This is a genomic window from Glutamicibacter sp. NPDC090743 (assembly GCF_044769125.1).
Taxonomy (GTDB): Bacteria; Actinomycetota; Actinomycetes; order Actinomycetales; family Micrococcaceae; genus Glutamicibacter.
The window spans coordinates 347,975-371,029 of the sequence record NZ_JBIVXE010000004.1; the positions used below are offsets into that span (position 1 = coordinate 347,975).

At 62.8% G+C, this 23,055-nt stretch carries 20 protein-coding genes; 3 read left to right on the forward strand and 17 right to left on the reverse strand.

The features are described 5' to 3' along the window. Positions 1 to 11: 11 nt before the first annotated feature. The 10 genes from ACIQTS_RS10375 to ACIQTS_RS10420 form a co-directional block, all read right to left on the reverse strand. A complete protein-coding gene (locus tag ACIQTS_RS10375) occupies positions 12 to 500 on the reverse strand; it encodes a shikimate kinase (protein WP_105658299.1) in 489 nt (162 codons plus the stop codon). 13 nt (positions 501 to 513) lie between these two features. After that, a complete protein-coding gene (gene aroC, locus ACIQTS_RS10380) occupies positions 514 to 1,713 on the reverse strand; it encodes a chorismate synthase (RefSeq protein WP_402473204.1) in 1,200 nt (399 codons plus the stop codon). A 29-nt stretch (positions 1,714 to 1,742) separates the two neighbouring features. Beyond that, positions 1,743 to 2,582 (reverse strand): shikimate dehydrogenase family protein, encoded by an 840-nt coding sequence (locus tag ACIQTS_RS10385; protein ID WP_400289111.1) that lies wholly within the window; start codon positions 2,580 to 2,582, stop codon positions 1,743 to 1,745. Positions 2,583 to 2,655: 73 nt separating this feature from the next. Then, on the reverse strand, positions 2,656 to 4,110 hold the full coding sequence (gene mltG, locus ACIQTS_RS10390; RefSeq protein ID WP_402473206.1) for an endolytic transglycosylase MltG: 1,455 nt from the start codon (positions 4,108 to 4,110) through the stop codon (positions 2,656 to 2,658). A gap of 45 nt (positions 4,111 to 4,155) precedes the next feature. Continuing rightward, positions 4,156 to 4,629 carry a Holliday junction resolvase RuvX gene (gene ruvX / locus ACIQTS_RS10395; protein WP_219844133.1) on the reverse strand — a complete coding sequence of 158 codons (474 nt, stop codon included), beginning with the start codon at positions 4,627 to 4,629 and terminating at the stop codon, positions 4,156 to 4,158. After that, positions 4,622 to 7,312: an alanine--tRNA ligase gene (alaS, locus tag ACIQTS_RS10400; RefSeq protein ID WP_402473209.1), complete on the reverse strand. Its 2,691-nt coding sequence runs from the start codon at positions 7,310 to 7,312 to the stop codon at positions 4,622 to 4,624. Before alaS ends, ruvX begins: the two co-directional genes overlap by 8 nt. A gap of 19 nt (positions 7,313 to 7,331) precedes the next feature. Then, a complete protein-coding gene (locus tag ACIQTS_RS10405) occupies positions 7,332 to 7,541 on the reverse strand; it encodes a hypothetical protein (protein ID WP_105658293.1) in 210 nt (69 codons plus the stop codon). Between the two features lie 80 nt (positions 7,542 to 7,621). After that, positions 7,622 to 7,993 (reverse strand): DUF948 domain-containing protein, encoded by a 372-nt coding sequence (locus ACIQTS_RS10410; protein WP_400289118.1) that lies wholly within the window; start codon positions 7,991 to 7,993, stop codon positions 7,622 to 7,624. 125 nt (positions 7,994 to 8,118) lie between these two features. Next, the gene (gene rpsD, locus ACIQTS_RS10415) at positions 8,119 to 8,745 is read right to left on the reverse strand and encodes a 30S ribosomal protein S4 (protein ID WP_105658291.1); all 627 of its coding nucleotides are present in this window, start codon (positions 8,743 to 8,745) and stop codon (positions 8,119 to 8,121) included. A 184-nt stretch (positions 8,746 to 8,929) separates the two neighbouring features. Continuing rightward, a complete protein-coding gene (locus ACIQTS_RS10420; protein WP_400289235.1) occupies positions 8,930 to 10,336 on the reverse strand; it encodes a replication-associated recombination protein A in 1,407 nt (468 codons plus the stop codon). Positions 10,337 to 10,391: 55 nt separating this feature from the next. On the opposite strand from ACIQTS_RS10420, the gene dtd reads away from it, so the two are divergent. Next, positions 10,392 to 10,829, forward strand: coding sequence for a D-aminoacyl-tRNA deacylase (dtd, locus tag ACIQTS_RS10425; RefSeq protein ID WP_105658289.1), 438 nt, complete (start codon positions 10,392 to 10,394; stop codon positions 10,827 to 10,829). On the opposite strand, the gene ACIQTS_RS10430 is transcribed toward dtd, so the two are convergent. The 4 genes from ACIQTS_RS10430 to hisS all read right to left on the reverse strand — a co-directional run bounded on the left by ACIQTS_RS10430 (position 10,826) and on the right by hisS (position 15,634). Further along, positions 10,826 to 11,155 (reverse strand): PadR family transcriptional regulator, encoded by a 330-nt coding sequence (locus tag ACIQTS_RS10430; protein ID WP_402473214.1) that lies wholly within the window; start codon positions 11,153 to 11,155, stop codon positions 10,826 to 10,828. The two genes, dtd and ACIQTS_RS10430, sit on opposite strands and share 4 nt — an antisense overlap. Further along, positions 11,148 to 12,269 (reverse strand): hypothetical protein, encoded by a 1,122-nt coding sequence (locus ACIQTS_RS10435; RefSeq protein WP_402473217.1) that lies wholly within the window; start codon positions 12,267 to 12,269, stop codon positions 11,148 to 11,150. Before ACIQTS_RS10435 ends, ACIQTS_RS10430 begins: the two co-directional genes overlap by 8 nt. A gap of 165 nt (positions 12,270 to 12,434) precedes the next feature. Further along, complete coding sequence (aspS, locus tag ACIQTS_RS10440; RefSeq protein WP_402473220.1) at positions 12,435 to 14,222, reverse strand: aspartate--tRNA ligase; 1,788 nt, start codon at positions 14,220 to 14,222, stop codon at positions 12,435 to 12,437. An 89-nt stretch (positions 14,223 to 14,311) separates the two neighbouring features. Then, positions 14,312 to 15,634: a histidine--tRNA ligase gene (hisS, locus tag ACIQTS_RS10445; protein ID WP_402473223.1), complete on the reverse strand. Its 1,323-nt coding sequence runs from the start codon at positions 15,632 to 15,634 to the stop codon at positions 14,312 to 14,314. A gap of 143 nt (positions 15,635 to 15,777) precedes the next feature. On the opposite strand from hisS, the gene ACIQTS_RS10450 reads away from it, so the two are divergent. Next, on the forward strand, positions 15,778 to 17,136 hold the full coding sequence (locus tag ACIQTS_RS10450; RefSeq protein WP_402473226.1) for a DUF349 domain-containing protein: 1,359 nt from the start codon (positions 15,778 to 15,780) through the stop codon (positions 17,134 to 17,136). A 60-nt stretch (positions 17,137 to 17,196) separates the two neighbouring features. Beyond that, entirely contained in the window at positions 17,197 to 17,820 is a 624-nt protein-coding gene (locus ACIQTS_RS10455) for a hypothetical protein (protein ID WP_402473227.1), read from the forward strand. A gap of 27 nt (positions 17,821 to 17,847) precedes the next feature. On the opposite strand, the gene ACIQTS_RS10460 is transcribed toward ACIQTS_RS10455, so the two are convergent. The 3 genes from ACIQTS_RS10460 to secD all read right to left on the reverse strand — a co-directional run bounded on the left by ACIQTS_RS10460 (position 17,848) and on the right by secD (position 23,039). Next, on the reverse strand, positions 17,848 to 20,115 hold the full coding sequence (locus tag ACIQTS_RS10460; protein WP_105658282.1) for a bifunctional (p)ppGpp synthetase/guanosine-3',5'-bis(diphosphate) 3'-pyrophosphohydrolase: 2,268 nt from the start codon (positions 20,113 to 20,115) through the stop codon (positions 17,848 to 17,850). A 238-nt stretch (positions 20,116 to 20,353) separates the two neighbouring features. Next, positions 20,354 to 21,322 carry a protein translocase subunit SecF gene (secF, locus tag ACIQTS_RS10465; RefSeq protein WP_105658281.1) on the reverse strand — a complete coding sequence of 323 codons (969 nt, stop codon included), beginning with the start codon at positions 21,320 to 21,322 and terminating at the stop codon, positions 20,354 to 20,356. After that, positions 21,315 to 23,039, reverse strand: coding sequence for a protein translocase subunit SecD (gene secD / locus ACIQTS_RS10470; RefSeq protein WP_402473231.1), 1,725 nt, complete (start codon positions 23,037 to 23,039; stop codon positions 21,315 to 21,317). Before secD ends, secF begins: the two co-directional genes overlap by 8 nt. Positions 23,040 to 23,055 lie beyond the last annotated feature (16 nt).

Here is a 23,055-nt window from a genome sequence, read left to right on the forward strand (position 1 = left end):
CGTGAGGCTAATCACAGGGCGTCCAGCTGCGGCAAAAGCTCGTCGATAATTTGCGGAACGGACTTTCCATCCACCAGAACGTGCACGTCAGCGAGCATTTCGTAGATGGGGCGGCGTTTTTCGTAAACGGAGATCCAGCTGTTGAGGGCTTGGTCACCAGCCAGCAGCGGGCGGTGCCCGTCGCCCTTGATGCGCTCGGCTGCGGCCTGTTCACCCAGCTCCAGGTAGATCACCGTCCCGCGCGAAAGCAGCTGCTGGTTCTCTTCGCGCAGCACTGCGCCTCCCCCGGTGGCGACCACGCCGGTGCGCAGCCGGCACAGCGCCTGGACTTCCAGGTCGCGGAAATGCGCTTCGCCGTGCTCGGCGAAGATCTGCGCGATGGTTCCATGGTGGGCGACGATGGCCGCGTCCGAATCCGCAAAGCTCGTAGAAAGGGCCGTGGCCAGTGACTTGCCCACGGTGGACTTGCCACTGGCCATCGGACCAATGAGGTAGATCATTGAAGCGCGCTTCCTAGACGCCGGTCGAACCCAGGTTGCCCGGGATGTTCGCCAGGTAGGACTCGATATTGCGCTTGGTTTCGGCCACCGAGTCGCCGCCGAACTTCTCCAGCAGGGACTGGGCGAGCACCAGGGCGACCATTGCTTCTGCCACGACGCCGGCTGCCGGCACCGCACAGACATCCGAACGCTGGTGGTGCGCGGTGGTGTCCTCGCCGGTGGCGGTGTCCACGGTGCGCAAGGCGCGGGGCACGGTGGCGATCGGCTTCATGCCGGCGCGCACGCGCAGCACCTCGCCAATGCTCATGCCGCCCTCGATGCCGCCGGCGCGGTTCGAGTTGCGCTTGATGCTGCCGTCTTCGGCGTGCACGATCTCGTCGTGGGCGGCCGAGCCGCGGCGGGCGGCCGTGGCGAAGCCGTCGCCGACCTCCACGCCCTTGATTGCCTGGATGCCCATCAGGGCCGCGGCCAGGCGTGCGTCCAGGCGGCGGTCCCAGTGCACGTAGGAGCCGATGCCCGGAGGCAGGTTGTAGGCCAGGACCTCGACGATGCCGCCCAGGGTCTCCCCTGCCTTGTGCGCGTCATCGACTTCGGCGACCATCGACTCGCTGGTTTCCTGGTGGAAGCAGCGCAGCGGGTCGTTATCCAGCGCCGCAACGTCGGCGGCCGTGGGAAGCGGCGCATCGGCTGGAGCAGCCACGGAGCCGACGGCGGTGGTGTGCGAAACGAGCTGGATGCCCAAGTCGTTCAGGAAACGGGAAGCCACGGTGCCCAAGGCGACACGGGCCGCGGTTTCGCGGGCGCTGGCGCGCTCCAGGATCGGGCGGGCGTCCTCGAAGCCGTACTTCTGCATGCCGGTGAAATCGGCGTGCCCCGGACGCGGCCGGGTCAGTGGCGCATTGCGCGCCATCGAGGCCAGTTCATCCAGGTCCACCGGATCAGCGTTCATCACGCGTTCCCACTTGGGCCATTCGGTGTTGCCGATTTCAATGGCTACCGGGCCGCCCTGGGTCTTGCCATGGCGGACACCGCCAAGGAAGGTGACCTGGTCCTTTTCAAACTTCATGCGCGCGCCGCGGCCATAGCCGAGGCGTCGGCGCGCCAGTGCCTCTCGCACTGCTTCGCTATCCACCGATACTCCGGCGGGTAGTCCTTCGAGAATTCCAACAAGTGCCGGGCCATGCGATTCGCCCGCGGTCAACCAACGCAACATGTCATCTATTTTGCCATGGCACGAACTGATTACTGGTGTCGGGCCAGACCCAAAGAGTCATACATCGCATTTGTGACGTCCATGCGACGCGATTCCTCCCATGCACCGGCGCTGAAGAGCCGCACTTGTTCCACCGCCTGGTGCACCAGCATGTGCAGCCCGCTGATCACGGTTCCCTGCCAAGACCGGGCCAGGGCCGAAGGCCACGGATCGTAGGCGACATCCAGCAGGATTCCGGTGCCTGCGCCGATCGCCGGCACCCAGTCATCGGCCGCGTGCGGCGGCAGGGTGGAGAAGACCAGCGGAATCTCGTTGAGCGTGGCGGCCAGCTCCTGGCCGATCTCCGAAATCTCGTGGACGAACGTTTCCATCCCGAGCTCCCGGGCCAATTCGACAGCGCGGGCGGCACGGGGGGCTGCGCGCACGACCAGCGTCAGCTGCCGGGCGCCGACTTCTGCGGCGGCCTCGATGGCGGCCAGCGCGGTGTTGCCCGAACCCAGGACCATCGCTTGCGCGCTGCGGGCGAGCCCGAAATCCGCCAGGGCCTGGACCAGGCCGTCGATGTCGGTGTTTTCCCCGTAGAGGGTGCCGTCTTCGCGGACCACCACGGTGTTCAGCGCACCAAGGCGTTGCACGCGGGCGGATAGCTCGTCCATCTGCGGCACGAACGCATCCTTCAGCGGCATGGTGACCGAGCAGCCCGCCCAGTTTCCTGCGCGCAGCGCGGCCGCGTGCCCGGCAGCATCCCCCGGTTCCAGATCGATCGCGCTGTAGCTGATCGGCACGCCGAGCAGCTGGTAGGCGGCGCGGTGCAGCACCGGCGACTTGGAGTGGCTGATGGGGTGGCCGAGAACGGCTGCCTGCTTCATGGCTTCATGGACTTTCTGCTTGTGGCTGCCCGCACAGCGGCAGCAGCGCGACTGGCAAGCACGGGAATCCGCGCTAGCAGACTCCTGGATTCTGGTTGCACCAGGCGCGGAATTCCGCCTGGTTCTGCCGGTGCTCAGCGTAGGTCGAGGCGAACTTGGTTTCACCGGTTTCGATGTTGACCGTCACCCAGTAGTAGTAGCCGTTGCTTTCCGGATGGGCAGCAGCCTCGATCGCGGAATTCGCCGGCGAGCCCAAGGGGGTTGGCGGCAGGCCGGTGTGCACATAGGTGTTGTACTTGTTCGACGCGTCCTGCTTCTCCTGGGCGCTGAACTGCAGCGAGTAGCGGTCCAGCCCGTAGATCACCGAGGAGTCGACCTGCAGCAGCCCGTGGGTTTCGCGGTTGCCCGGGTCCAGGCGGTTCTCGATCGCGCCGGCGACCGTGGCGTAGTCCGGGGTGCGTGCCTCGGCCTGCAGGATCGAGGCGACCTTCAGGGTGCGGTAGCCCTCTTCGAGGTCGGTGATGCCGGCCTGCTCCAGGGAAGCCTTGGTGGCTTTGACCAGTTCGCCCAGGACTTCTTCAGCGTCGGAGTTCAGCGGGAAGCGGTACTCCCCCGGGTGCAGCCAGCCTTCGAGGCTCGGCACCGAGGCAGGCAGGCCGAATTGCTGCGGCTTCTTGGCCAGCTCCTGCAGATCCTTTTCCGCCAGGCCCGAGCCCTTGGCAATCTCCTTGATCGCCGCGTCCAGGCGCATATTGGCCTTCAGCCCGATGTAGAAGACCTTGTCCGGACGCTGGTTCACGAGGATATCTGCCGCGTCGGCCGCTGGCATCTGCTTCTTGAGCAGGTAGGTGCCGGGGTGGATCAGCTTGCTCTGCGCTTCGGAGTCCGCGACGGCGTCGGTGAACAGGCCGTCGCTGGAGACGACATCGAGCTCTTCGAGCTTGCGCGAAATGATCTTCAAGCCCCAGCCATCTTCCACGGTGAATTCCACCGCGGCGCCGCCTGGGCCTGGATAGTCGTCCGGGTTGAACTGCTTGAGCACGGACTTGACGAAGTAGACCGAGCCGGCGACCACCAGTGCGAAGATCAGCACGGTGGCCAGCATGACCAGGTTGCGCTTGCGCTTGGTGCGCTTGCGCCGCTGGGCCTTGCCGGCGGCGGCGGCCTGGGCAGCTTGGTCATCGTGGGGATCGCCGCTGAGCACCGCGGACTGCTGCGCGGCTTCGGGCTCTTCCGGGTAGTGCTCCTGGGCGGCATCCTCGTGCCCGGCAAATGCTGGCGCATCGGAGGCGGCGGCTGCCTGGGCGGGGAGGAACCTGGCGTCGGTTCCTTCCCCGTCCGGGGCTTCCTGGTCTGCGGGCTCCTGCCAGCTGTCCTCGGCCGCCGCCAGCGATTGGCGGTAATGCCCGGTGCCGGTCAGTTCCGGTTCTGAGGGTTGTTCGATCGGCAAGCCAGTGCCGGCGGCAAAGCGTTCGTATAGCGCGCGATGCGTTTCGCGTTGCCGTTCATGGCGGGCTTCTTCTCGCATCAACTCTCATCTCTCGGGTCTTTGTGGTGCCCTAGCGGTTGTGGGCTAGCGCAGCACAATCCGGCTGGCTTGTACGCGCACATTGTTGCGTCGCATTTCCAGCACTTGCTGCAAGATCTCAGTGGCCGCGACCTGGTCGACCACCTTGCGGTGATCTTCCATCTTCTTGCCCGAGGCGTGCAACGAGCGATGCGCGTTCACGGTGCTCAGGCGTTCGTCGACCATGAAAACCTCAAGCTCGATATTAGCGCTTGCAGCTTCCTGAGCCAAGGCAATCGCGTAGTCACGTGCCATTTTAGTGGATTCGGTCGCGTTTCCAGCCAGTGATTTCGGCTCCCCGATGAATACCTCGGTGACGCCGCGATCGGCAATGATGCGCAGAAGCATCCGCAGATCCGAGTTCTTCTTCGCATCCCGGCGCAGGGTCATCACCGGAGTGGCGAGGATTCCGGAGGGATCAGATGCGGCGACGCCGACGCGGGCCAGGCCCACGTCGACGCCGAGAGCGGCATTAGCCATTGGCCAGTGCCGCCTGGATTGCAGCCAGTGCGTCATCGATCTTCGATGCGTCCTGGCCACCGCCCTGTGCCATATCGTCCTTGCCGCCGCCTCCGCCGCCGAGCACGCCGGTAGCGGTGCGCACCAGCGCGCCGGCCTTGAAGCCGTTGGCGCGGGCCTCGTCGTTGGTCACAGCCAGCACCAGCGGGCGGCCGTTGGCCACGCCGATCAGCACGATGACTGCGGCTTCGGAACCCAGCTTGGCGCGCAGGTCCAGTGCCATGATGCGCAGGGCGTCAGCCGAGTCGATCTGCCCGGCGTTGTGGGCCAGCAGTCGGGTGCTGCCGATGGTGGCGACCTTCTGCAGCAGCGCTGCGGACTGGGCCAGCATGGCCTGGCTCTTGAGCTCGGCGATCTGCTTCTCGGCGGCCTTCAGCTTGGCAACGGTGTCGTTGACGCGCTCGGACACCTGGCTGGATGGAACGCGGAACAGGCCCGAGAGCTCGGAAACCAGGGCGCGCTCGGCGGCTCCGTGGCGGAAGGCTTCCATGCCGACCAGGGCCTCGACGCGGCGATTGCCCGAACCGACCGAAGCCTCCGAGAGCAAGGTCAGCTGGCCGATGCGCGCGGTGGTGTCCACGTGGGTACCGCCGCACAGCTCGCGCGACCAGTCGCCGTTCATCTCGACCACGCGCACGTCGTTGGAGTACTTCTCCCCGAACAGGCTCATGGCGCCCAGCTTCTTCGCCTCGGACAGTGCCATCTCATTGGTGACGACCTGGTAGTTCGAGGCGATGGCCAGGTTCACTACCTCTTCGACTTCGCTGCGTGCCGCGGCGGATAGCGCCTCGGCCCAGGAGAAGTCGAAGCGCAGGTAGCCGGCCTTGTTGAAGGAACCGGCCTGGGTGGCCGTTGGGCCAAGCAGCTCGCGCAGCGCGGCGTGCACCAGGTGGGTGGCGGAGTGCGCCTGCTCGCCGGAGCGGCGGCGCACCGCGTCGACCTGGGTCCGAACCAGTGCTTCGGCTGGCAATTCGCCTTCGCGCACGATGACCTTGTGCACGTTCAGGCCCTTGACCGGGGCCTGCACGTCGGTGACTTCCAGCACGAAGCCGTCGCCGGTGATCAGGCCGCTGTCGCCTGCCTGGCCGCCGGACTCGGCATAGAACGGTGTTTCGTTCAGCACCAGGTCGATTTCCTGGCCCTGCTCGGCGAATGGCACAACCTGGCCATCGCGGATGATGCCGCGGATGGAGGATTCGCCTTCGAGGGTGTCATAGCCGGTGAAGTGCACGTTGCCGGCCTCGGCCAGCTGGGTGTACACCGACAGGTCGGCGTGGCCGGCCTTCTTGGCCTTGGCGTCCTTCTGGGCGCGGGTGCGCTGCTCGTTCATCAGTTCGCGGAAACGCGACTCGTCAACGGACAGGCCTGCTTCGGCGGCGATCTCCAAGGTGAGGTCGATCGGGAAGCCGAAGGTGTCGTGCAGGGTGAAGGCGTCATCGCCCGAGAGGTTCTTGCCTTCCTCCTTGGCGTGGCCCAGTGCCTCGTCCAGGCGGGTGGTGCCCGAAGCGATGGTGCGGCGGAAAGCGCGCTCTTCGGCGTAGGCGATGCGGGCAATGCGCTCGAAATCGGCCTCCACCTCGGGGTAGACGCCCTTCATGGCGTCGCGCGATACCGGGAGCAGCTCGGGGAGCACCTCGGTGTCCACGCCCATCAGGCGCATTGCGCGCACGGCACGGCGGATCAGCCGGCGCAGCACATAGCCGCGGCCTTCATTGCCCGGGGTGACCTGGTCGGAGATCAGCATCAGCGAGGAGCGGATGTGGTCCGCGATCATGCGCAGGCGCACGTCGGTGGCGTGGTTCGGGTCGGCTGGATCCTCGGTGGAGGTGTAGGTGACGCCGGCAAGCTCGGCGGCCTTGTCGAGCACCGGACGGACCTGGTCGGTCTCGTACATGTTCTCGACGCCCTGCAGGATCATGGCTAGTCGTTCCAGGCCCAGGCCGGTATCGATGTTGCGCTTGGGCAGTTCGCCGGCCACATCGAAGTCGGTCTTGGAACGTACCGCGGAGAGTCGGTACTGCATGAACACGAGGTTCCAGATTTCCACGTAGCGGGTCTCGTCGACCGCTGGGCCGCCCTCGACACCGTAGGCGGGGCCGCGGTCGTAGTAGATCTCGGAGCATGGACCGCCGGGGCCGGGCTGGCCGGTATTCCAGTAGTTGTCTTCCTTGCCGGTGCCTACGACGCGCTCGGTAGGCATGCCGATCTCTTCTTCCCAGATGCGGCGGGCTTCAAGGTCCTTCTCGTCTCCGTCTTCGTAGACGGTGACCCACAGGCGTTCCTTGTCCAGGCCGTAGCCTCCGTCTTCGACGGAGCTGGTCAGCAGCTCCCAGGCGAAGTGGATGGCTTCGTTCTTGAAGTAGTCGCCGAAGGAGAAGTTGCCGCACATCTGGAAGAAGGTGCCGTGACGCGCGGTCTTGCCCACTTCTTCGATATCGCCGGTGCGGATGCACTTCTGCACGGAGGTCGCACGGGAGTACGGGGGCTCTTCGCGCGCGGTGAGGTAAGGGATGAACGGGACCATGCCGGCCACCGTGAACAACAGCGAAGGGTCGGCCGAGACCAGCGAGGCACTAGGTACCGCCGTATGGCCCTTCGAGACGAAAAAGTCGACCCAACGACGGGCAATTTCCTGCGTTTTCATCGTGTTACGGATGATCCCTTCACTTAGCGGCGTCCACGCCCAAGGCGGAACGTAATTCTTCTTCGCGGGAGCTCATTCCTTGGCGGAAGGCTTCCCAATATTCCGAGGCGCGGTCGGTGTACTTGCCGACCTGGCGGTTTAGCGCCGCCCCGGATGAAACTTCAGCGTATTTCTTGGACGCGAGCACGCCAACGCCCACTCCAATCGAAACCCACAAGAGCTTTTTCATTCTAGTCTCCTTGGCGGCCACCAGTTGGCCGTATCCTATTCAGCGCGCCGATACGTGTTCGATCAAACAGCGTTGCTTGCTTAGCGGCTGCGGCGAGCCTTGCCGCTTGGCTTGGTGTTCATCGCGACCTTCACGCCTTCGGTGAACGCGGCAACCTTGATCAGCGGTTTGCCAACGGTGGCTGCTACCAGCGAGGACAGCGCGGACACATTGGCGGTGGTGTCAGAAACGTTGCTGGTGATGGCATCGACCTTCTTGAGCTGGTCGTTGGTGGTCGCCACGGTGTTGGCGACTTCGCCGATCAGCGGAGTGGTTCCGTCAGCCAGGTCCTTGATCGATTTGCGCAGCTCGTCGAACACCTTGCCCAACTTAATGATCGGCACTGCCAGCAGCACAACTAGTACAACAAACGCGCCGGCGGCGATGAGCCCTGCAATATCCGAACCCGACATGTGCTTCCTCTTCTGCTTTGGGTTTTTGGTGCCAGTCCACCTTATCGAAGTCAGAGCCCAGATAGGTAGTTAAGCGACAAGCCCGCAACCGTTTCCGGTTGCGGGCTTGGAACTAGCGCACGGATTTAGCGTGCGTAGTACTCGACCACGAGGTTCTCTTCGCAGGTCACTGGGATTTCGGTGCGCTCTGGGGTGCGCACGAAGGTAGCCTGGAGGGCTTCCAGCTTTACGTCCAGGTAAGCAGGAGCGGCTGGCAGCACCTTCGAGTGCTCACCTGCTGCAGCCATCTGGAATGGAACCATCTTCTCGCTCTTCTCGTGTACGTGGATCAGCTGACCCGGCTGTACCTTGAAGGACGGACGGTCTACACGCTGGCCGTTGACCAGGATGTGGCGGTGAACAACCATCTGGCGGGCCTGCTGGATGGTGCGGGCGAAGCCTGCACGCAGAACCAGGGCATCCAGACGGGACTCGAGCAGAGCCAGCAGGTTACCGCCGGTTTCGCCGCCGAGGCGCTTAGCTTCCTTGAAGGCGCTCAGCATCTGAGCTTCGCGGATGCCGTACTGGGCACGCAAACGCTGCTTTTCGCGCAGACGTACTGCGTAGTCGCTGTCCTGCTTCTTACGGGCGCGGCCGTGCTGGCCTGGACCGTATGGACGGCGCTCCATGTACTTTTCAGCTTTTGGAGTCAATGCAAGGCCGAGCGCACGCGAAAGGCGTACGGTGCGGCGGGCACGGGCGTTAGCCATAATGTGTCCCTTTCGATTAGCGACGGTATCTACTGGCCTCCAGGTGGGAGAGTGTGTGGGCGTCGCGTCCCTGCTTCACTTCAACCCTGCCTCCACGCTCGATGACTCGAATGCGGGACAAGGCTTGCCAGCCAAAGATCAAGTTTACACGAAACGGCAGCAGCTTTCTCTGAGGCCTAGCGCACAATCAGCGCTTGCCCTTGGAGCGCTGCGGATCCTTGCCCCGGATGATTTCACGCAAACGGGACAGGCGGGACCCTATGGTTTTTTCCGCACCGTTATTGGTCGGCGTGTAGTAGTCGGTGCCCACCAGATCATCGGGCAGGTACTGCTGGGTTGCGATGGAGTGCGGAGCATCATGGGCGTAGATGTAGCCCACGCCATGGCCCAGCTGCTTGGCGCCGGGATAGTGCGCGTCACGCAGGTGGTCGGGAACCAGCGATCCCTTGCCTTCGGATACGTCGGCCAGGGCGGCGTTGATCGCATTGTACGAGGCGTTGGACTTCGGGGCCGTAGCCAGATGAACCGTTGCCTGCCCGAGCATGATCCGTGCTTCCGGCATGCCGGTGAGCTGCACCGATTGGGCGGCTGCTACGGCAACGGGAAGTGCGGTGGGATCGGCCATGCCGATATCCTCCGAGGCCGAGATCATCAGGCGGCGGGCGATGAACCGGGGGTCCTCCCCCGCAGAGAGCATTCGCGCCAGGTAGTGCAGGGCCGCGTCCACATCCGAACCGCGGACGGACTTGATGAACGCGGAGATGATGTCGTAGTGCTGGTCGCCATCCTTGTCGTAGCGCTGGACCGCCTGGTCCATGGCCAGCTGCACATGGTCGTCCGTAATCAGCACCGGTGGATCGATGCCGGCGCCCGCGGCGTTCCAAGCCACCGCGCCGGCTGCTTCCAGCACGGTCAGCGAGCGTCGGGCATCGCCCTGGGCCAGGCGGACAATGGCGTCGCGCTGCTCCTCCTTGAGGAGCACCTGGCCGTCGAAACCCCGCTCGTCGGCCACAGCGCGCTCGAGCAAGGTGGACAGGTCGCCGTCGGTCAGCGGACGCAAGGTCAGCAGCAAAGAGCGCGAAAGCAGCGGCGAGATCACCGAGAAGGAGGGATTTTCCGTCGTCGCAGCTACCAGGACGACGACACGGTTTTCCACGCCGGGCAGCAGTGCGTCCTGCTGGGCCTTGTTGAAGCGGTGGATCTCGTCGAGGAAGAGCACGGTGGTAATCCCGCGCAGATCGCGGTCATCCTTGGCCTGTTCGATGACTCGCCGGACATCTTTGACACCGGCGGTGATGGCCGAAAGTTCCACGAATTTGCGGTCGGTGGCGCGGGCGATCACGTGGGCGATGGTGGTTTTGCCAATTCCCGGAGGGCCATAGAGGATCACACTGGCAGGTCCAGCCAACCCGGTTTCAGGGTTTTCGGCCAGCTGCCGCAAGGGTGAACCCGGGCCTAGCAGGTGTTGTTGGCCGACGAGCTCATCCAAGGTCTTCGGGCGCATGCGCACCGCCAGTGGCGGACGGGGCCGGTTGACTTGGGGCTCACGCGCATCGCGTGGCTCATCGGACAGGGAATCGAACAAATCGCTCACCCCCTAAGCCTACCGATATTCTGGAAGCCCCACCGTCTTTTGAAAGGTCCGCCATATGCGCGCTGTCGTCCAGGTCGCTTCCACCGCCCATGTTGAGGTTGAAGGGCAGATTACCGGCCAGCTCGACTCCCCCGGTTTGGTGATCCTACTTGGGGTGACCCATGAGGATGATCAGGCGATCGCACGCAAGGTGGCCGAAAAGATCTGGCAGCTGCGGATCATGGAGGATGAAACCTCCGCAGCCGGGGTGAATGCACCACTGCTAGTGATCAGCCAGTTCACCCTGTACGGTTCGGTGCGCAAGGGCCGCCGCCCATCCTGGTCCAATGCGGCACCCGGTCCTATCAGCGAACCTCTGTACGACTACTTCGTGGAGCACCTGCGCGAATTGGGTGCGAGCGTTCAGACCGGTGTATTTGGCGCGATGATGAATGTCTCGCTGACCAATACCGGACCGTTCACGATGATCGTAGACTCGGCAGACCTCCCCTAGCGGCCGGTGCTTTGTACCAGTTGGGTCAGTTGTTCGAAGCTGGCTCGTTGCTCGGCTAGTTCCACCCGGCCGGTGGCGGAGAGTTCGTAGACCTTTCGCCCCGGGCCACCTTGGCCTTCTTCCCAGCGGGTTTCAACAAAACCCGAGGCCTCGAGTTTGGCCAGTGCGGGGTAGAGCGTGGCTCCCTTGATCGGCCCGAAACCGCGTTCCTGCAGGGATTTCGCCAGTGCATAACCGTGGGCCTGGCCAGCCGAGAGTTCGGCGAGTAAGAGCATCGGCAACATGGCGCGTTGCCAGCTACCCCGAAAGCCTTCGGGCTTAGTCATCGTCGCGCTCCTGCAGTGCCCGGGCATTGGCTGCTCGTTCCTTGAGCTTCTCTTGGACGTAGGCCTTGCGGTCAGCCGGACGCAGCTCGTAAACGCTCACCGCGGCAAACACCAGCACTGCGACCCCAAAGAAAATATCCCCGCCATTTCGCGCTGGATCCATCAGGCCAGCGACCGCGCCGACCACGAATAAAGCGACTACGGCCAAGGTGGCCATGCGGCGTAGAAGCCAACGACGCTTGAGCGCCTTTTCGGTGTTCACTGCCAGCCCAATCACGAATTCATTGGGCGTTCCGAATTCAAGGTTTGGGTCAGCTTTTTCGCCTCGGGTCGCCGCATCATCGAGATGTTCTCGCGCAGTACTCAGCGACTCGTTGGCTTCCTTGTGACTCATGCCGTAGCGTCCGCGCAGCAGTCTGGTGGTTTCCGCGAACCACTCGTCGGTGCCGAGAAGGATTTGTTGCCCGCCAGCGGCTTTCTGCGCTTTATAGGCAGGCATCAGATAGAAGCAAGCAACCACCAGCGCTGCGCCAAGAATTGGAGCTAACCAATTTGGCAGGGGCAGCAGATTATTGCTTCCTCCTATCTGCACGATTAGAGCGGCAGCTCCAACCGACACGAGGATACCTACCGGTCCCAGTATCCAGGACAGGCCGAATTTCCCCTTCAATCGGTTAAACCACCACAGGTATCCCGATAGTGCGATCCCTGCCCCGGCAGTTAGAGCAGAAAGCTGCCAGTAGTGCCACGAACTCGAGGTCCACCCATCGCGGAACCCAATCCAGATTCCAAATCCAGTGCACAGCAGGCCAACAAGCATCCCAACAACCGCCAATAGCGCAGTACTTGATTCGACGGGAAGTTCCGCGTCCGCGCGTTGCTCTGGCGTCAATAGACATTGAGCCCGCGTCGCACCATATTCGCCCGAATGGCCAAAGAGTTCCTCGGCCCGCTGCCCGCTATCGCGAACCATGCTCAGGGTGCGGTCCAGTTCGAGCGCCACCTGCGCATTGGTGAGGTCGTTCCACACCATTGAAGCGAAAAAGGTTTTAGCCCATTCCTGGTCCGCTTCTGGGTAACGTTCGATGATATCGTGTGGTTCTTCTGCTGGCACGTATCGCTCCAAAGTGGTCGTGAGAACTGGTTCTGCAAACTAAGTCAAAAACAAACCTAGTATTAAAAACACTCATAGTCCACCAAAAGAGCTAATTCCAGGTTAAAAAGAAGCCGGATGGAACGCATTCAAGCGTTCCATCCGGCATTGCGAAGCTGCGTGAGCCTACTTGGCTTCGTTCTCTTCGGCCTTCTTCTTCTCAGGCTTGAAGTCGATGCCTGCTTCCTTGCGCTGCTGCGGGGTGATTGGCGCAGGAGCCGCGGTCAGCGGATCGAAACCGCCACCGGTCTTCGGGAAGGCGATGACGTCGCGGATGGACTCCGAGTTGGTCAGCAGCTGCAGCACGCGGTCCCAACCCAGAGCGATGCCGCCATGCGGTGGGGCGCCGTACTTGAAGCCCTCGAGCAGGAAGCCGAACTGGGTGTCAGCCTGCTCCTGGGTTACGCCCATGAGCTTGAAGACGCGTTCCTGGACGTCGCGCTGGTGGATACGGATCGAACCGCCGCCGATTTCGTTGCCGTTGCAGACAATGTCGTAGGCGTAGGACAGGGCCGATGCAGGATCGGTGTCGAAGGTGTCCATGAACTCCGGCTTGGGGCTGGTGAACGCGTGGTGCACAGCGGTCCAAGCGCCAGCGCCCACGGCCACGTCACCCGAAGCGACAGCGTCGGAGGCAGCTTCGAACATCGGTGCGTCGACGATCCAGACGAAGGCCCAGTCGCCTTCCTTGATCAGGCCGGTGCGGTGGCCGATCTCGACACGGACCGAACCGAGCAGTGCGCGGGATTCGTTCTTCTTGCCGGCGGAGAAGAAGATGCAGTCTCCGGCGGCTGCGCCGGTAGCTGCGGCCAGTCCGGCCTTCTCTTCGTCGGACAGGTTCTTGGCCACTGGGCCAGCCAGCTCGCCATCTTCCTTGATCAGCACGTAGGCAAGGCCCTTGGCACCGCGCTGCTTGGCGAATTCCTGCCAGGCATCCAGGGTGCGTCGCGGCTGCGATGCGCCGCCAGGCATGACCACGGCGCCGACGTACTCGGACTGGAAGACCTTGAAGGAGGTGTTCGCGAAGTACTCGGTCATTTCGGTCAGTTCCAGGCCGAAGCGCAGATCCGGCTTGTCCGAACCGTACTTGGCCATGGCCTCCGAGTACGCCATGCGGCGGATCGGGGTCGGGACCTGCACGTCGATCAGGTTCCACAGTTCGGTGACCAGCTTTTCGCCGAGCTCGATGATGTCATCTTCCTCGACGAACGATGCTTCGATGTCCAGCTGGGTGAACTCCGGCTGGCGGTCCGCGCGGAAGTCCTCATCGCGGTAGCAGCGGGCGATCTGGTAATACTTCTCGAAGCCGCCGACCTGCAGCAGCTGCTTGAACAGCTGCGGGGACTGGGGCAAGGCGTACCAGCTGCCCGGGGTCAGGCGGGCCGGCACGACGAAGTCGCGGGCGCCTTCCGGGGTGGAGCGGGTCAGCGTCGGGGTTTCGATCTCGATGTAGCCCTGGTCGTGCAGCAGGTTGCGTGCCACGCGGTTGGCCTCGGAGCGCAGGCGGATGTTGCGGGCCGGGGTCGGGCGGCGCAGGTCCAGGTAGCGGTGGCGCAGGCGCGCTTCCTCGCCGACCTCGACGTGCTCGTCGACCTGGAATGGCAGCGGGGCTGCGGTGTTCAGCACGGTCACGGTCTCAGCGATGACCTCGATCTGCCCGGTAGGCAGGTTCGGGTTCTCGTTGCCCTCCGGGCGGCGCTCGACGGTGCCGAGAATCTGCAGCACGAACTCATTGCGCAGCGGATGGAAGTCCTCTTCATCGCGCACGACGACCTGGGCCACGCCCGAAGCATCACGCAAATCCAGGAAGGCGACACCACCGTGGTCGCGGCGACGCGCGACCCAACCGGTGAGTGTGACCTGCTGTCCAATGTGCTCGGCGTTCAAGACGCCCAGCTGATGAGTGCGTAGCACTACGATCCTTTCGGTCGGTTGGGAAAGTTTCTTCCCATGAAGTTTAGTGCACCGTGATTGGTGCGCGGGCGGGCGATCAAGCCCGAGAACTAGCTGATGGCGATCTTCAGGTCCGCTTCGGCCGGCATCCAGGTGGACGGATCCGCGGCGACCTGCTCGCCGGAGCGGATGTCCTTGACCTCGTGGGCGCCATCGGCATGGGTGAACCAGACGAACGGAATCCCGCGTCGATCAGCGAATTTGATCTGCTTGCCGAACTTCTCCGCGCTGGCTGCTACCTCGCAGGCGATGCCGCGCTCGCGCAGCTGCGAGGCTACATCCTGCGCTTCGTGCCAGGACTCGTCGTTGGCCAAGGTGACATATACCACCGAAGGCACCGAACGGCTTGCGGTCACGGACTCTTCTGCAAGGATGCGCGAGACCAGGCGGGTGACGCCGATGGACAAGCCCACACCCGGGTAGTTCTTCTTGCCCTTGGAAGCCAGCGATTCGTAGCGCCCGCCCGAGCAGATCGAACCCAGGGATTCGTGGCCCACCAGCACGGTTTCGTACACGGTGCCGGTGTAGTAGTCCAGCCCGCGGGCGATGGACAAATCGGCCATGACCTTGCCCGGCGCGCGCTTGGATGCGGCATCGATGACCTGCGAGAGCTCATCCAAGCCGGTATCCAGCAGTTCGTGGCTGACGCCCAGTGCGCGGACCTGCTCCGCGAAAGACGTGTCCATGGTGCGGATCTTGGCCAGGGCCAGGGCGGCGGCGGCCTGCTGCGCGGTGGCGCCGACTTCTTCGACCAGGATCTTGGCAACGGCGTCATCGCCGATCTTTTCCAGCTTGTCGATGGCGCGCAGGACTGCATCCGGATCTTCCAGGCCCAGGCCGCGGTAGAAGCCCTCGGCCAGCTTGCGGTTATTCACCCGCAGGCGGAAATCGCCGATCGGCAGGGCGGACAGCGCGTCGGCAATGGTCAGCGCCAGCTCCACGTCGTAGCTGAAAGGCAAGGTGCCATCGCCCACGACATCGATGTCGGCCTGGGTGAATTCGCGGAAGCGGCCATCCTGCGGGCGTTCGCCACGCCAGACCTTCTGCATCTGGTAGCGGCGGAAGGGGAAGGCCAGGTGGCCTGCGTTCTCCACCACGTAGCGCGCGAAAGGCACGGTGAGGTCGAAGTGCAGGGCCAACGCGTTGGGATCGTTCTTCTCATCCTCCGCGGCCAGCCGGGACAGTCCGTAGACTTCCTTGTCGATTTCGCCCTTGCGCAGAAGTTGCGCTCGGGTTTCCACCGCACGGGTCTCGATGTTGGCGAATCCATGCAGTTCGAAGACGTGGCGCAAGGTATCGAGCACATGCTGTTCAACTGCCCGTTCGGCGGGAAGCCATTCCGGGAAACCTGATAGTGAGGCCTTGCGTGCCATGAAACTCCTTAGTGCAAATTGGGCTACCTACCCATCTTATAGCCCGAAACCCGAGAAACCTGTGCACGTCGGCTTACTAAGAAGCGGAGGTCACAGGTAGAGTTGGCTAAAGCAAGTGCTCGTAAAGTGAAAGAGTTTCAGCGGTGACCACCAGTCAGCAATCCGACGACAGCCAGAAGACCCCATTGCCACAGGCCCAGAAGCCTGCCGCAAAGCCGGTTGTAGCGCCAAGCGTCGCACATACCACTCCCCTCGACGAAGCGGCAAAGTTCGCCCGTGTGACCGAGGACGGCCACGTCTTCGTGATCATTGACGGCGCCGAATTCCCAGTGGGCCAATACCCCGACGCAACGCAGGACGAAGCCCTGGGCTACTTCGTGCGCAAATACGACGACGCGCTCTCGCAGCTGATGCTCCTGGAGCAGCGTGTCGTTGCCAAGGCCCCGGCCGGCGAGCTCAGCAAGGCTGTGCAGGCGCTCTCGGCCACCGTTGCCGAACGCCATATGGTCGGCGACATCCCGGCGCTGGAAACGCGCCTCGAGAATGCCCGCGTAGCCGTCGAGGCATTGACCAGCGAACAGCGCAAGGCCAACGACGAGGCTCGCGCGGAACAGCTCGCTGCCCGCGAAGCCATCGTCGAACAGGCTGAAGAGCTGGCCGGCAAGCGCCCGGAGCAGATCCAGTGGAAGACCGCTTCGGCGGCGATGAACGAGCTGTTCGACGCCTGGAAGGGTTCGCAGCGTTCCTCGGTGCGCCTGCCACGGTCCACCGAAGATGCGCTGTGGAAGCGATTCCGCTCCGCCCGCACCACCTTCGACCGCCATCGCCGGGCCTACTTCTCGCAGCTGGATTCGACCAACGCGGCCGCCAAGGAAGTGAAGGAAGAGCTGATCGCTCGCGCCGAGGTGCTGCAGGGGTCCACCGACTGGACCGCTACCGCCGCCGAATACCGCAAGCTCATGGACGAGTGGAAGAAGTCGCGCCGTGCCTCGCGCAAGGACGACGACCAGCTCTGGAGCCGCTTCCGTGCCGCCCAGGATGTCTTCTTCCAGGCCCGCGCCGCGGCCAACGCCAAGATCGATGAAGAGTACTCCCAGAACCTCATGGTGAAGGAAGCCCTGCTGGAAGAGGCGCGCGCGCTGCTTCCCATCAAGGATCTGGCTGTTGCCAAGAACAAGCTGGATTCGATCCGCACCCGTTGGGAAGCTGCCGGCAAGGTGCCGCGCAATGACCTGCAGCGCATCGAGTCGGCTCTGCGCCAGGTCGAGGACGCGGTCAAGGGGGCCGAGGACGAGCAGTGGCGCCGTTCCAACCCGGAGACCAAGGCCCGCTCCAACTCGATGCTCTCGCAGCTGCAGGACACCATCTCCGCCTTGGAAGATGATCTGGCAGCAGCACAGGCCAAGGGCAACGCCAAGCAGATCGCGACAGCCCAGGAGGCCCTGGATGCACGCCGCATGTGGCTGAGCACCTTGGAGAAGTCGGCTGCCGACTTCCAGTAAGTAATCCACAGATCGCTTGCACACCGCCAACGCGGCGGCGCGAACTGGTTCAGTAGCTCTATGGAAACGAGAAATTCCCCAGCTACCGGACCTCGCGCCGCCGCGTTGCGCGTTCCCGGGGACCTGTGGATCGCTGGTGAGATGTTCACCCGCAACGAGCTGCACGCCATGGCCCACAACGGCCTGCTGCTCGAGGTCCTCGGTGATTATTTTTTGCCCAGCAGCATCCGAGTCAACGCGTCGGTGCGGGCACGGATTGCGGGTTTCGCCTGTGGCCGCGAGCTGGCCCGCGATGCGGTGCTAGCTCGCCAAACTGCAGCCTGGATCCATGGGCTCTTGCCGTCAGTGTCCACATTGTGCATCTACGCCAAGAGCTACCATCGGCCGTTCTACCCCGGGCACGGGCTGAGGGCGGAATTCGCCCAAATGCAGGTGCCGGATACGGACATGGTGTTCCGCAGCCGCATCAGGGTGACCACCGCATTGCGCAGCGCCTGCGACTGCGCGAAATACGATCCATTGCCCATTGCCAGCCGCGTTCTGGGCACAGTCGCGGCCCTGGCAGATCCCTACCTGACTTTGGACGCCATCAAACAAGCCCTGGCATCCGAGGTTCCCTCACCCGAGCGATCCCGAGCCCTGCGCCTGGTCCAGTCCTTCTCCGATACGGCGCAAGCGGCCTAGGCTGCCGCCGCGGGGTGCACCGCGCTATTAGCGGCGGGACCCTGCGGTGGTGCGGTAGACATCGTAGACGCCATCGATGCGGCGTACTTGGTTCAGCACGTGGCTCAGGAACTTGGGGTCGCCCATTTCGAAGGAGAAACGGGAGATTGCCACACGGTCCTTGCTTGTCTGCACACTGGCCGAAAGGATGTTCAAGTGGCTTTCGGAGAGGATCCGGGTGACGTCGGAGAGCAGCGACTTGCGGTCCAATGCTTCGACCTGGATCTCCACCAGGAACACGCCATGGTGCTTGGTGGCCCACGTGACATTGACCAGTCGATCCGGCTGCTCGGCGAGCTGCGTCAGATTCAGGCAGTCGGTGCGGTGCACCGAGACTCCGGCGCCACGGGTTACGAAACCCTGGATTTCATCTGGCGGCACTGGGGTGCAGCAACGCGCCAGCTTCACCAGCACATCCCCCAGGCCCTCGACGATCACGCCGGCGTCGTTGCCCGTAGCCGGGCTGGGAGCCATTGGGCGGACTACCGCTTCCTCATCGACCTGTTCGGCTTCTGGAGGGCCAATCAGGGCCGTTAAATGCTCAATGACGTTCTGTGCACTGGTATGGCCGTCACCCACGGACTGGTACAGGGCCGAAATGTCCGTGTGGTGCAGTTCGTTGGCTACCGCCGTGAGCAGGTCGTGAGTCATCAATTTCTGCAATGGCAGCTGGTTGCGACGCAGTTCCTTGGTCAGCAGCTCCTTGCCCTTTTCGATGGCCTCCTCGCGGCGTTCCTTGGAGAAGTAACCGCGGATCTTTGCCTTGGCACGAGGCGAGCGGACAAAGTTCTGCCAATCCTGGGATGGGCCAGCGCCTTCGGCCTTCGAGGTGAAGACCTCCACCACATCGCCCTGCTTGAGCTCGGTATGCAGTGGGACGAGCTTGCCATTGACGCGGGAGCCGATGGTGCGGTGGCCGACGTCGGTGTGGATCGAGTAGGCGAAATCCACCGGTGTGGCACCAACCGGCAAGGACATGATGTCGCCCTTGGGGGTGAACACATAGACTTCAGCGGAGCTGATCGTGTAGCGAAGGCCGTCCAGGAACTCTTCGGAGTCGGCGGTATCCGCCTGCCACTCCATCAAGGAACGCAGCCAATCCATATTCTGTTCCGGCGAAAGCATGGAGTTATCGGTCTGCCCATGCTTGTACTGGAAGTGCGCTGCTACGCCGTATTCGGCGCGTACGTGCATATCGTGGGTGCGGATCTGGATCTCTACCGGCTTGCCTTCAGGACCCATCACCGTGGTGTGCAGCGACTGGTAGAGGTTCAGCTTCGGGATCGCAATGTAGTCCTTGAAGCGGTTAGGCAGTGGATTCCACTCCGCGTGCACGACGCCCAGGGCGCCGTAGCAGTCCTTGACGGTATCCACCAGGATGCGCACGCCCATGAGGTCATGGATATCGTCGAAGTCCTTGCCGCGCACGATCATCTTCTGGTAGATCGAGTAGTAGTGCTTTGGCCGTCCGGAAACCGAGGCATGGATGGCGACATCGCCGAGATCGCCCGAAAGGGTCTGGCGGATCGAGGAGAGGTACTTTTCACGTTCCGGAGTGCGATCGCCCACCATGCGGACGATCTCCTGGTAGACCTTCGGGTGCAAGGCAGCGAAGGACAGGTCCTCCAGCTCCCACTTGACGGTGTTCATGCCCAGACGGTGTGCCAGCGGTGCGAAGATCTCCAGGGTTTCCTTCGCCTTGCGCGAGGAAGATTCCGGGGATACGTAGCGCCAGGTACGGGCATTGTGCAGGCGGTCGGCCAGCTTGATCAGCAGCACGCGGATGTCGCGGGACATGGCCACGACCATTTTGCGCACGGTCTCTGCCGGGGCCGCATCGCCATAGGTGACCTTGTCCAGCTTGGTCACGCCATCGACCAGCATGGCGATTTCCTCGGAGAATTCCTTCTTAACCGACTCCAGGGAGTAATCGGTGTCTTCAACGGTGTCGTGCAGCAAGGCGGCGGCAAGAATCGAGCCGGTCATCCCCATCTCCGCCAGGATCGTGGCGACGGCGACCGGGTGCGTTATGTACGGGTCGCCGCTCTTGCGCTTCTGGCCTTCATGGTACTTTTCGGCGACCTCGTAGGCGTGGACCAGCAGGTCCAGATCCGCCTTCGGATGCTTGGACTTGACCGTGCGCAATAGCGGTTCAAGGGTCGGCGATGTGCTCGGGGTGCTCCCCCGGCCAGCAAAGCGCACCAAACGAGAGATAGAGCGTCGTTTCGAATTGTTCAGGTTAGGCGTATTCGCCATGCCCCGCTCCTTCCCGTTGCCGTTGGATTCTTTCCCGAGCCTGCGTGAAGCCCGACGGAATCCAACGGTAGTTCCGGGCCACCAGATCACTGGTAGCCGTGCACTGAAAAAACACCTTCTTTAGTTCAAACGTTATAGCACGTTCGGGCGGTGACAACTAATTACGCATCTTCCCGCTTAAGCGAATTGGTGCCCCCAGCAAATGCTGGGAGCACCAAATTCAGATCTTCGGATCGGTTTAGGCAGCAGCCATCTTCTTATCGTGCGCTACCACGTCGTCGTCCTTGTGGCGGAGCCAATGGAACATTGGCGCCTGCACGAACAAGGTCGACAGGGCCGAGACGATGATACCGACGAACAGCGCCAAGGACAGGTCCTTGAGCGTACCGGCACCCAGCAGGTAGGAACCGATGAATAGGATCGCGGCCACTGGAAGCACGGCAACGACCGAGGTGTTGATCGAGCGAACCAGGGTCTGGTTCACAGCGAGGTTCACCAGCTGCTCGAAGGTGCGCTTGGACTGCTGGGTGTAGTCCTTGGTGTTTTCGCGGACCTTGTCGAAAACCACCACGGTGTCATACAGCGAGTAGCTCAGAATGGTCAGGAAGCCGATGATCGCGCTGGGCGTGATTTCGAAACCGGACAGCGAGTAGATGCCCGCAGTCACGATCACCACGGTAATCAGTCCGACGATCGCTGCCAGCGACATCTTCCAGGTTCGGAAGTAGGCAGCCATCAGCAAGCCCACCAGGACCACGAAGACTACCAAGCCAACCAGTGCCTGGCGCGAAACGTCTTCACCCCAGGTTGGGCCGATGAAGTTACTGGTAACTTCATCGCTGGAGACGCCGTAGTTCTCCGCGAGCTGGCCGGCGATGGCCAAGGTCTGGTCATCGCTCAAACGCTCAGTCTGCACGCGCATGGTGCCCGGAGCAATGTTGGTGACCGTTGCCTCGGAACCCGAAGCCACCGAGCTAACAGTTTTTTCACCAATCGAGATATCAGTGTTCTGCACATCCGAAACGGTGAATTCAGAACCACCGCGGAAGTCGATGCCCAGGTTGAAGCCGCCCTTGACCACTGGAAGCAGGATCGACAGCATCACCAGAATACCGGCGATCAGGAACCACAACCGGTACTTGGAGGTGAACGGGTAGGAACGCTTGCCGGTGTAGAGCTCGTTGCCCCAAGTGACTAGCTTATTCATTGTTCTCCTCCTGGGCCTTGGCCTGCGTGCTGGCTGGCTGTTCGGCCTGTGCACGGCGACGCTCGGCAATCGTCATGCGCTTGGCGGCCTCAGCCGAGGCCTTCGCATTCTTCTTGCCGCGGTTTGCCACAACGTTTTCATCGAAGCGGCGAACCTTGCCTGCACCTTGGTACAGCGGCTTGACGCCAAGCAACGATGGATCCATGCCCGAGAGCGGGTGGCCGTTGGCGAAGAACTTGGTGCGTGCCAGCAGGACCAAGGTTGGATGGGTCAGTCCGTACACGACCACGAGGTCAACGATTGCGGTCAGGCCCAAGGTGAAGGCAAAGCCTCGCACGTTGCCCACGGCAACGATGTAGAGCACTACTGCAGCCAACACGTTCACGGCCTTGGAGGCCAGAATGGTGCGCTTGGCACGCTTCCAGCCGATGTCCACGGCGCTTGCCAATGGCCGGCCTTCGCGCAGCTCATCTCGAACACGCTCGAAGTACACGATGAACGAGTCCGCGATCAGGCCGATCGCTACGATCAAGCCAGCCACGCCCGCCAGCGACAGGCGGTAGTTCATGCCCCAGCCAAGCAGGACCAGGCAGAGGTAGGTCAGCACACCGGCGACGAGCAGCGAAGCGATGGTCACCAAGCCCAGGGCGCGGTACTGGAACAGCGAGTAGATGAATACCAGGACCAGGCCGATAACACCGGCAATGAGGCCCGCGGTCAGCTGGTCAGCACCCAGCGTTGCAGAAACCTGGCGCTCTGACTGGATGTCGAAGCTGATTGGCAGTGCGCCGTACTTCAGCTGCTCGGCCAGCGCCTGCGAGGTGTCCTGGGTGAAGCCACCGGAAATCTGCGGACGGCCATCGGAGATCACCGCATTGGTGGTTGGCGCCGAAATGGTTTCGCCATCAAGCACGATGGAGAACTGGTTCTGCGAACCCTGCAGGGCAATCAGACGCTGCGTGGTATCGGCGAAGATCTTGGTGCCTTCGGCATCGAATTCGATGACGACGACCCATTCGCCGGTGACCGAACCATTGACGCCGCGAGCGAGCTGCGCATATGCGTCCTTGATCTTGTCGCCGGAGATTTCCTGTGGGCCAAGGATGTACTTGACGCCCATGTCGGTATCGCAGGAGATCATTGGCTTGGCCGGGTCCGCAGCGTCGCCTCCGCGGTCCTTGAGCTCGGTTTCGCAGTCGTAGCCTTCAAACTCCTGGAAGAGCTCTGCGGTGATCCAGTTGGTGTCCGATGGGTTCTCTGGCTTGCCCTCAGGCTTTGGCAGGTCTTCCTTGGGAGTGCGATCTTCCTCAGGGGTGGCTGCGTAGCTGCCGGTGATCAGCACCGGGCGGAACTCCATGTTGGCCGAGGCCTGGATCAAATCGCGAGTGGTCTGGTCCGGGGTGCCGGGCATCGAGACCACAACGTTGCGACCGGACTGGGTGGTGATTTCCGATTCGGTAACACCGGAACCGTCCACACGCTGGCGGATGATCTCAACCGCTTGGTCCAGTTGTTCTTGGTTGATTGCTTCGTCGCCCTGGACCCGAGGGGCCAGGATCATCTCGGTACCGCCTTCGAGGTCGAGGGCGAGCTTCGGTCCCCATCCGGTTTTACCGTTCGCTGCACCGGCTACCAACACGCCGGTTGCGATGATGAAGACGATCAGCAACCATAGCAACGCCTTGCGCGCCTGCTTAACAGGTCTGATTGATGACATCTATTGTGCTTTCTGG

What these genes read in the sequence shown, in the direction of transcription:
- ACIQTS_RS10455 (WP_402473227.1), top strand. Translation starts at nt 17,197, where the DNA reads ATGGAAACGAGAAATTCCCCAGCTACCGGACCTCGCGCCGCCGCGTTG.
- secD (WP_402473231.1), bottom strand. Translation starts at nt 23,039, where the DNA reads ATGTCATCAATCAGACCTGTTAAGCAGGCGCGCAAGGCGTTGCTATGG.
- dtd (WP_105658289.1), top strand. Translation starts at nt 10,392, where the DNA reads ATGCGCGCTGTCGTCCAGGTCGCTTCCACCGCCCATGTTGAGGTTGAA.
- ruvX (WP_219844133.1), bottom strand. Translation starts at nt 4,629, where the DNA reads ATGGCTAATGCCGCTCTCGGCGTCGACGTGGGCCTGGCCCGCGTCGGC.
- ACIQTS_RS10410 (WP_400289118.1), bottom strand. Translation starts at nt 7,993, where the DNA reads ATGTCGGGTTCGGATATTGCAGGGCTCATCGCCGCCGGCGCGTTTGTT.
- hisS (WP_402473223.1), bottom strand. Translation starts at nt 15,634, where the DNA reads ATGGCACGCAAGGCCTCACTATCAGGTTTCCCGGAATGGCTTCCCGCC.
- mltG (WP_402473206.1), bottom strand. Translation starts at nt 4,110, where the DNA reads ATGCGAGAAGAAGCCCGCCATGAACGGCAACGCGAAACGCATCGCGCG.
- ACIQTS_RS10430 (WP_402473214.1), bottom strand. Translation starts at nt 11,155, where the DNA reads ATGACTAAGCCCGAAGGCTTTCGGGGTAGCTGGCAACGCGCCATGTTG.
- ACIQTS_RS10460 (WP_105658282.1), bottom strand. Translation starts at nt 20,115, where the DNA reads ATGGCGAATACGCCTAACCTGAACAATTCGAAACGACGCTCTATCTCT.
- ACIQTS_RS10405 (WP_105658293.1), bottom strand. Translation starts at nt 7,541, where the DNA reads ATGAAAAAGCTCTTGTGGGTTTCGATTGGAGTGGGCGTTGGCGTGCTC.
- aroC (WP_402473204.1), bottom strand. Translation starts at nt 1,713, where the DNA reads ATGTTGCGTTGGTTGACCGCGGGCGAATCGCATGGCCCGGCACTTGTT.
- ACIQTS_RS10385 (WP_400289111.1), bottom strand. Translation starts at nt 2,582, where the DNA reads ATGAAGCAGGCAGCCGTTCTCGGCCACCCCATCAGCCACTCCAAGTCG.
- ACIQTS_RS10375 (WP_105658299.1), bottom strand. Translation starts at nt 500, where the DNA reads ATGATCTACCTCATTGGTCCGATGGCCAGTGGCAAGTCCACCGTGGGC.
- secF (WP_105658281.1), bottom strand. Translation starts at nt 21,322, where the DNA reads ATGAATAAGCTAGTCACTTGGGGCAACGAGCTCTACACCGGCAAGCGT.
- alaS (WP_402473209.1), bottom strand. Translation starts at nt 7,312, where the DNA reads ATGAAAACGCAGGAAATTGCCCGTCGTTGGGTCGACTTTTTCGTCTCG.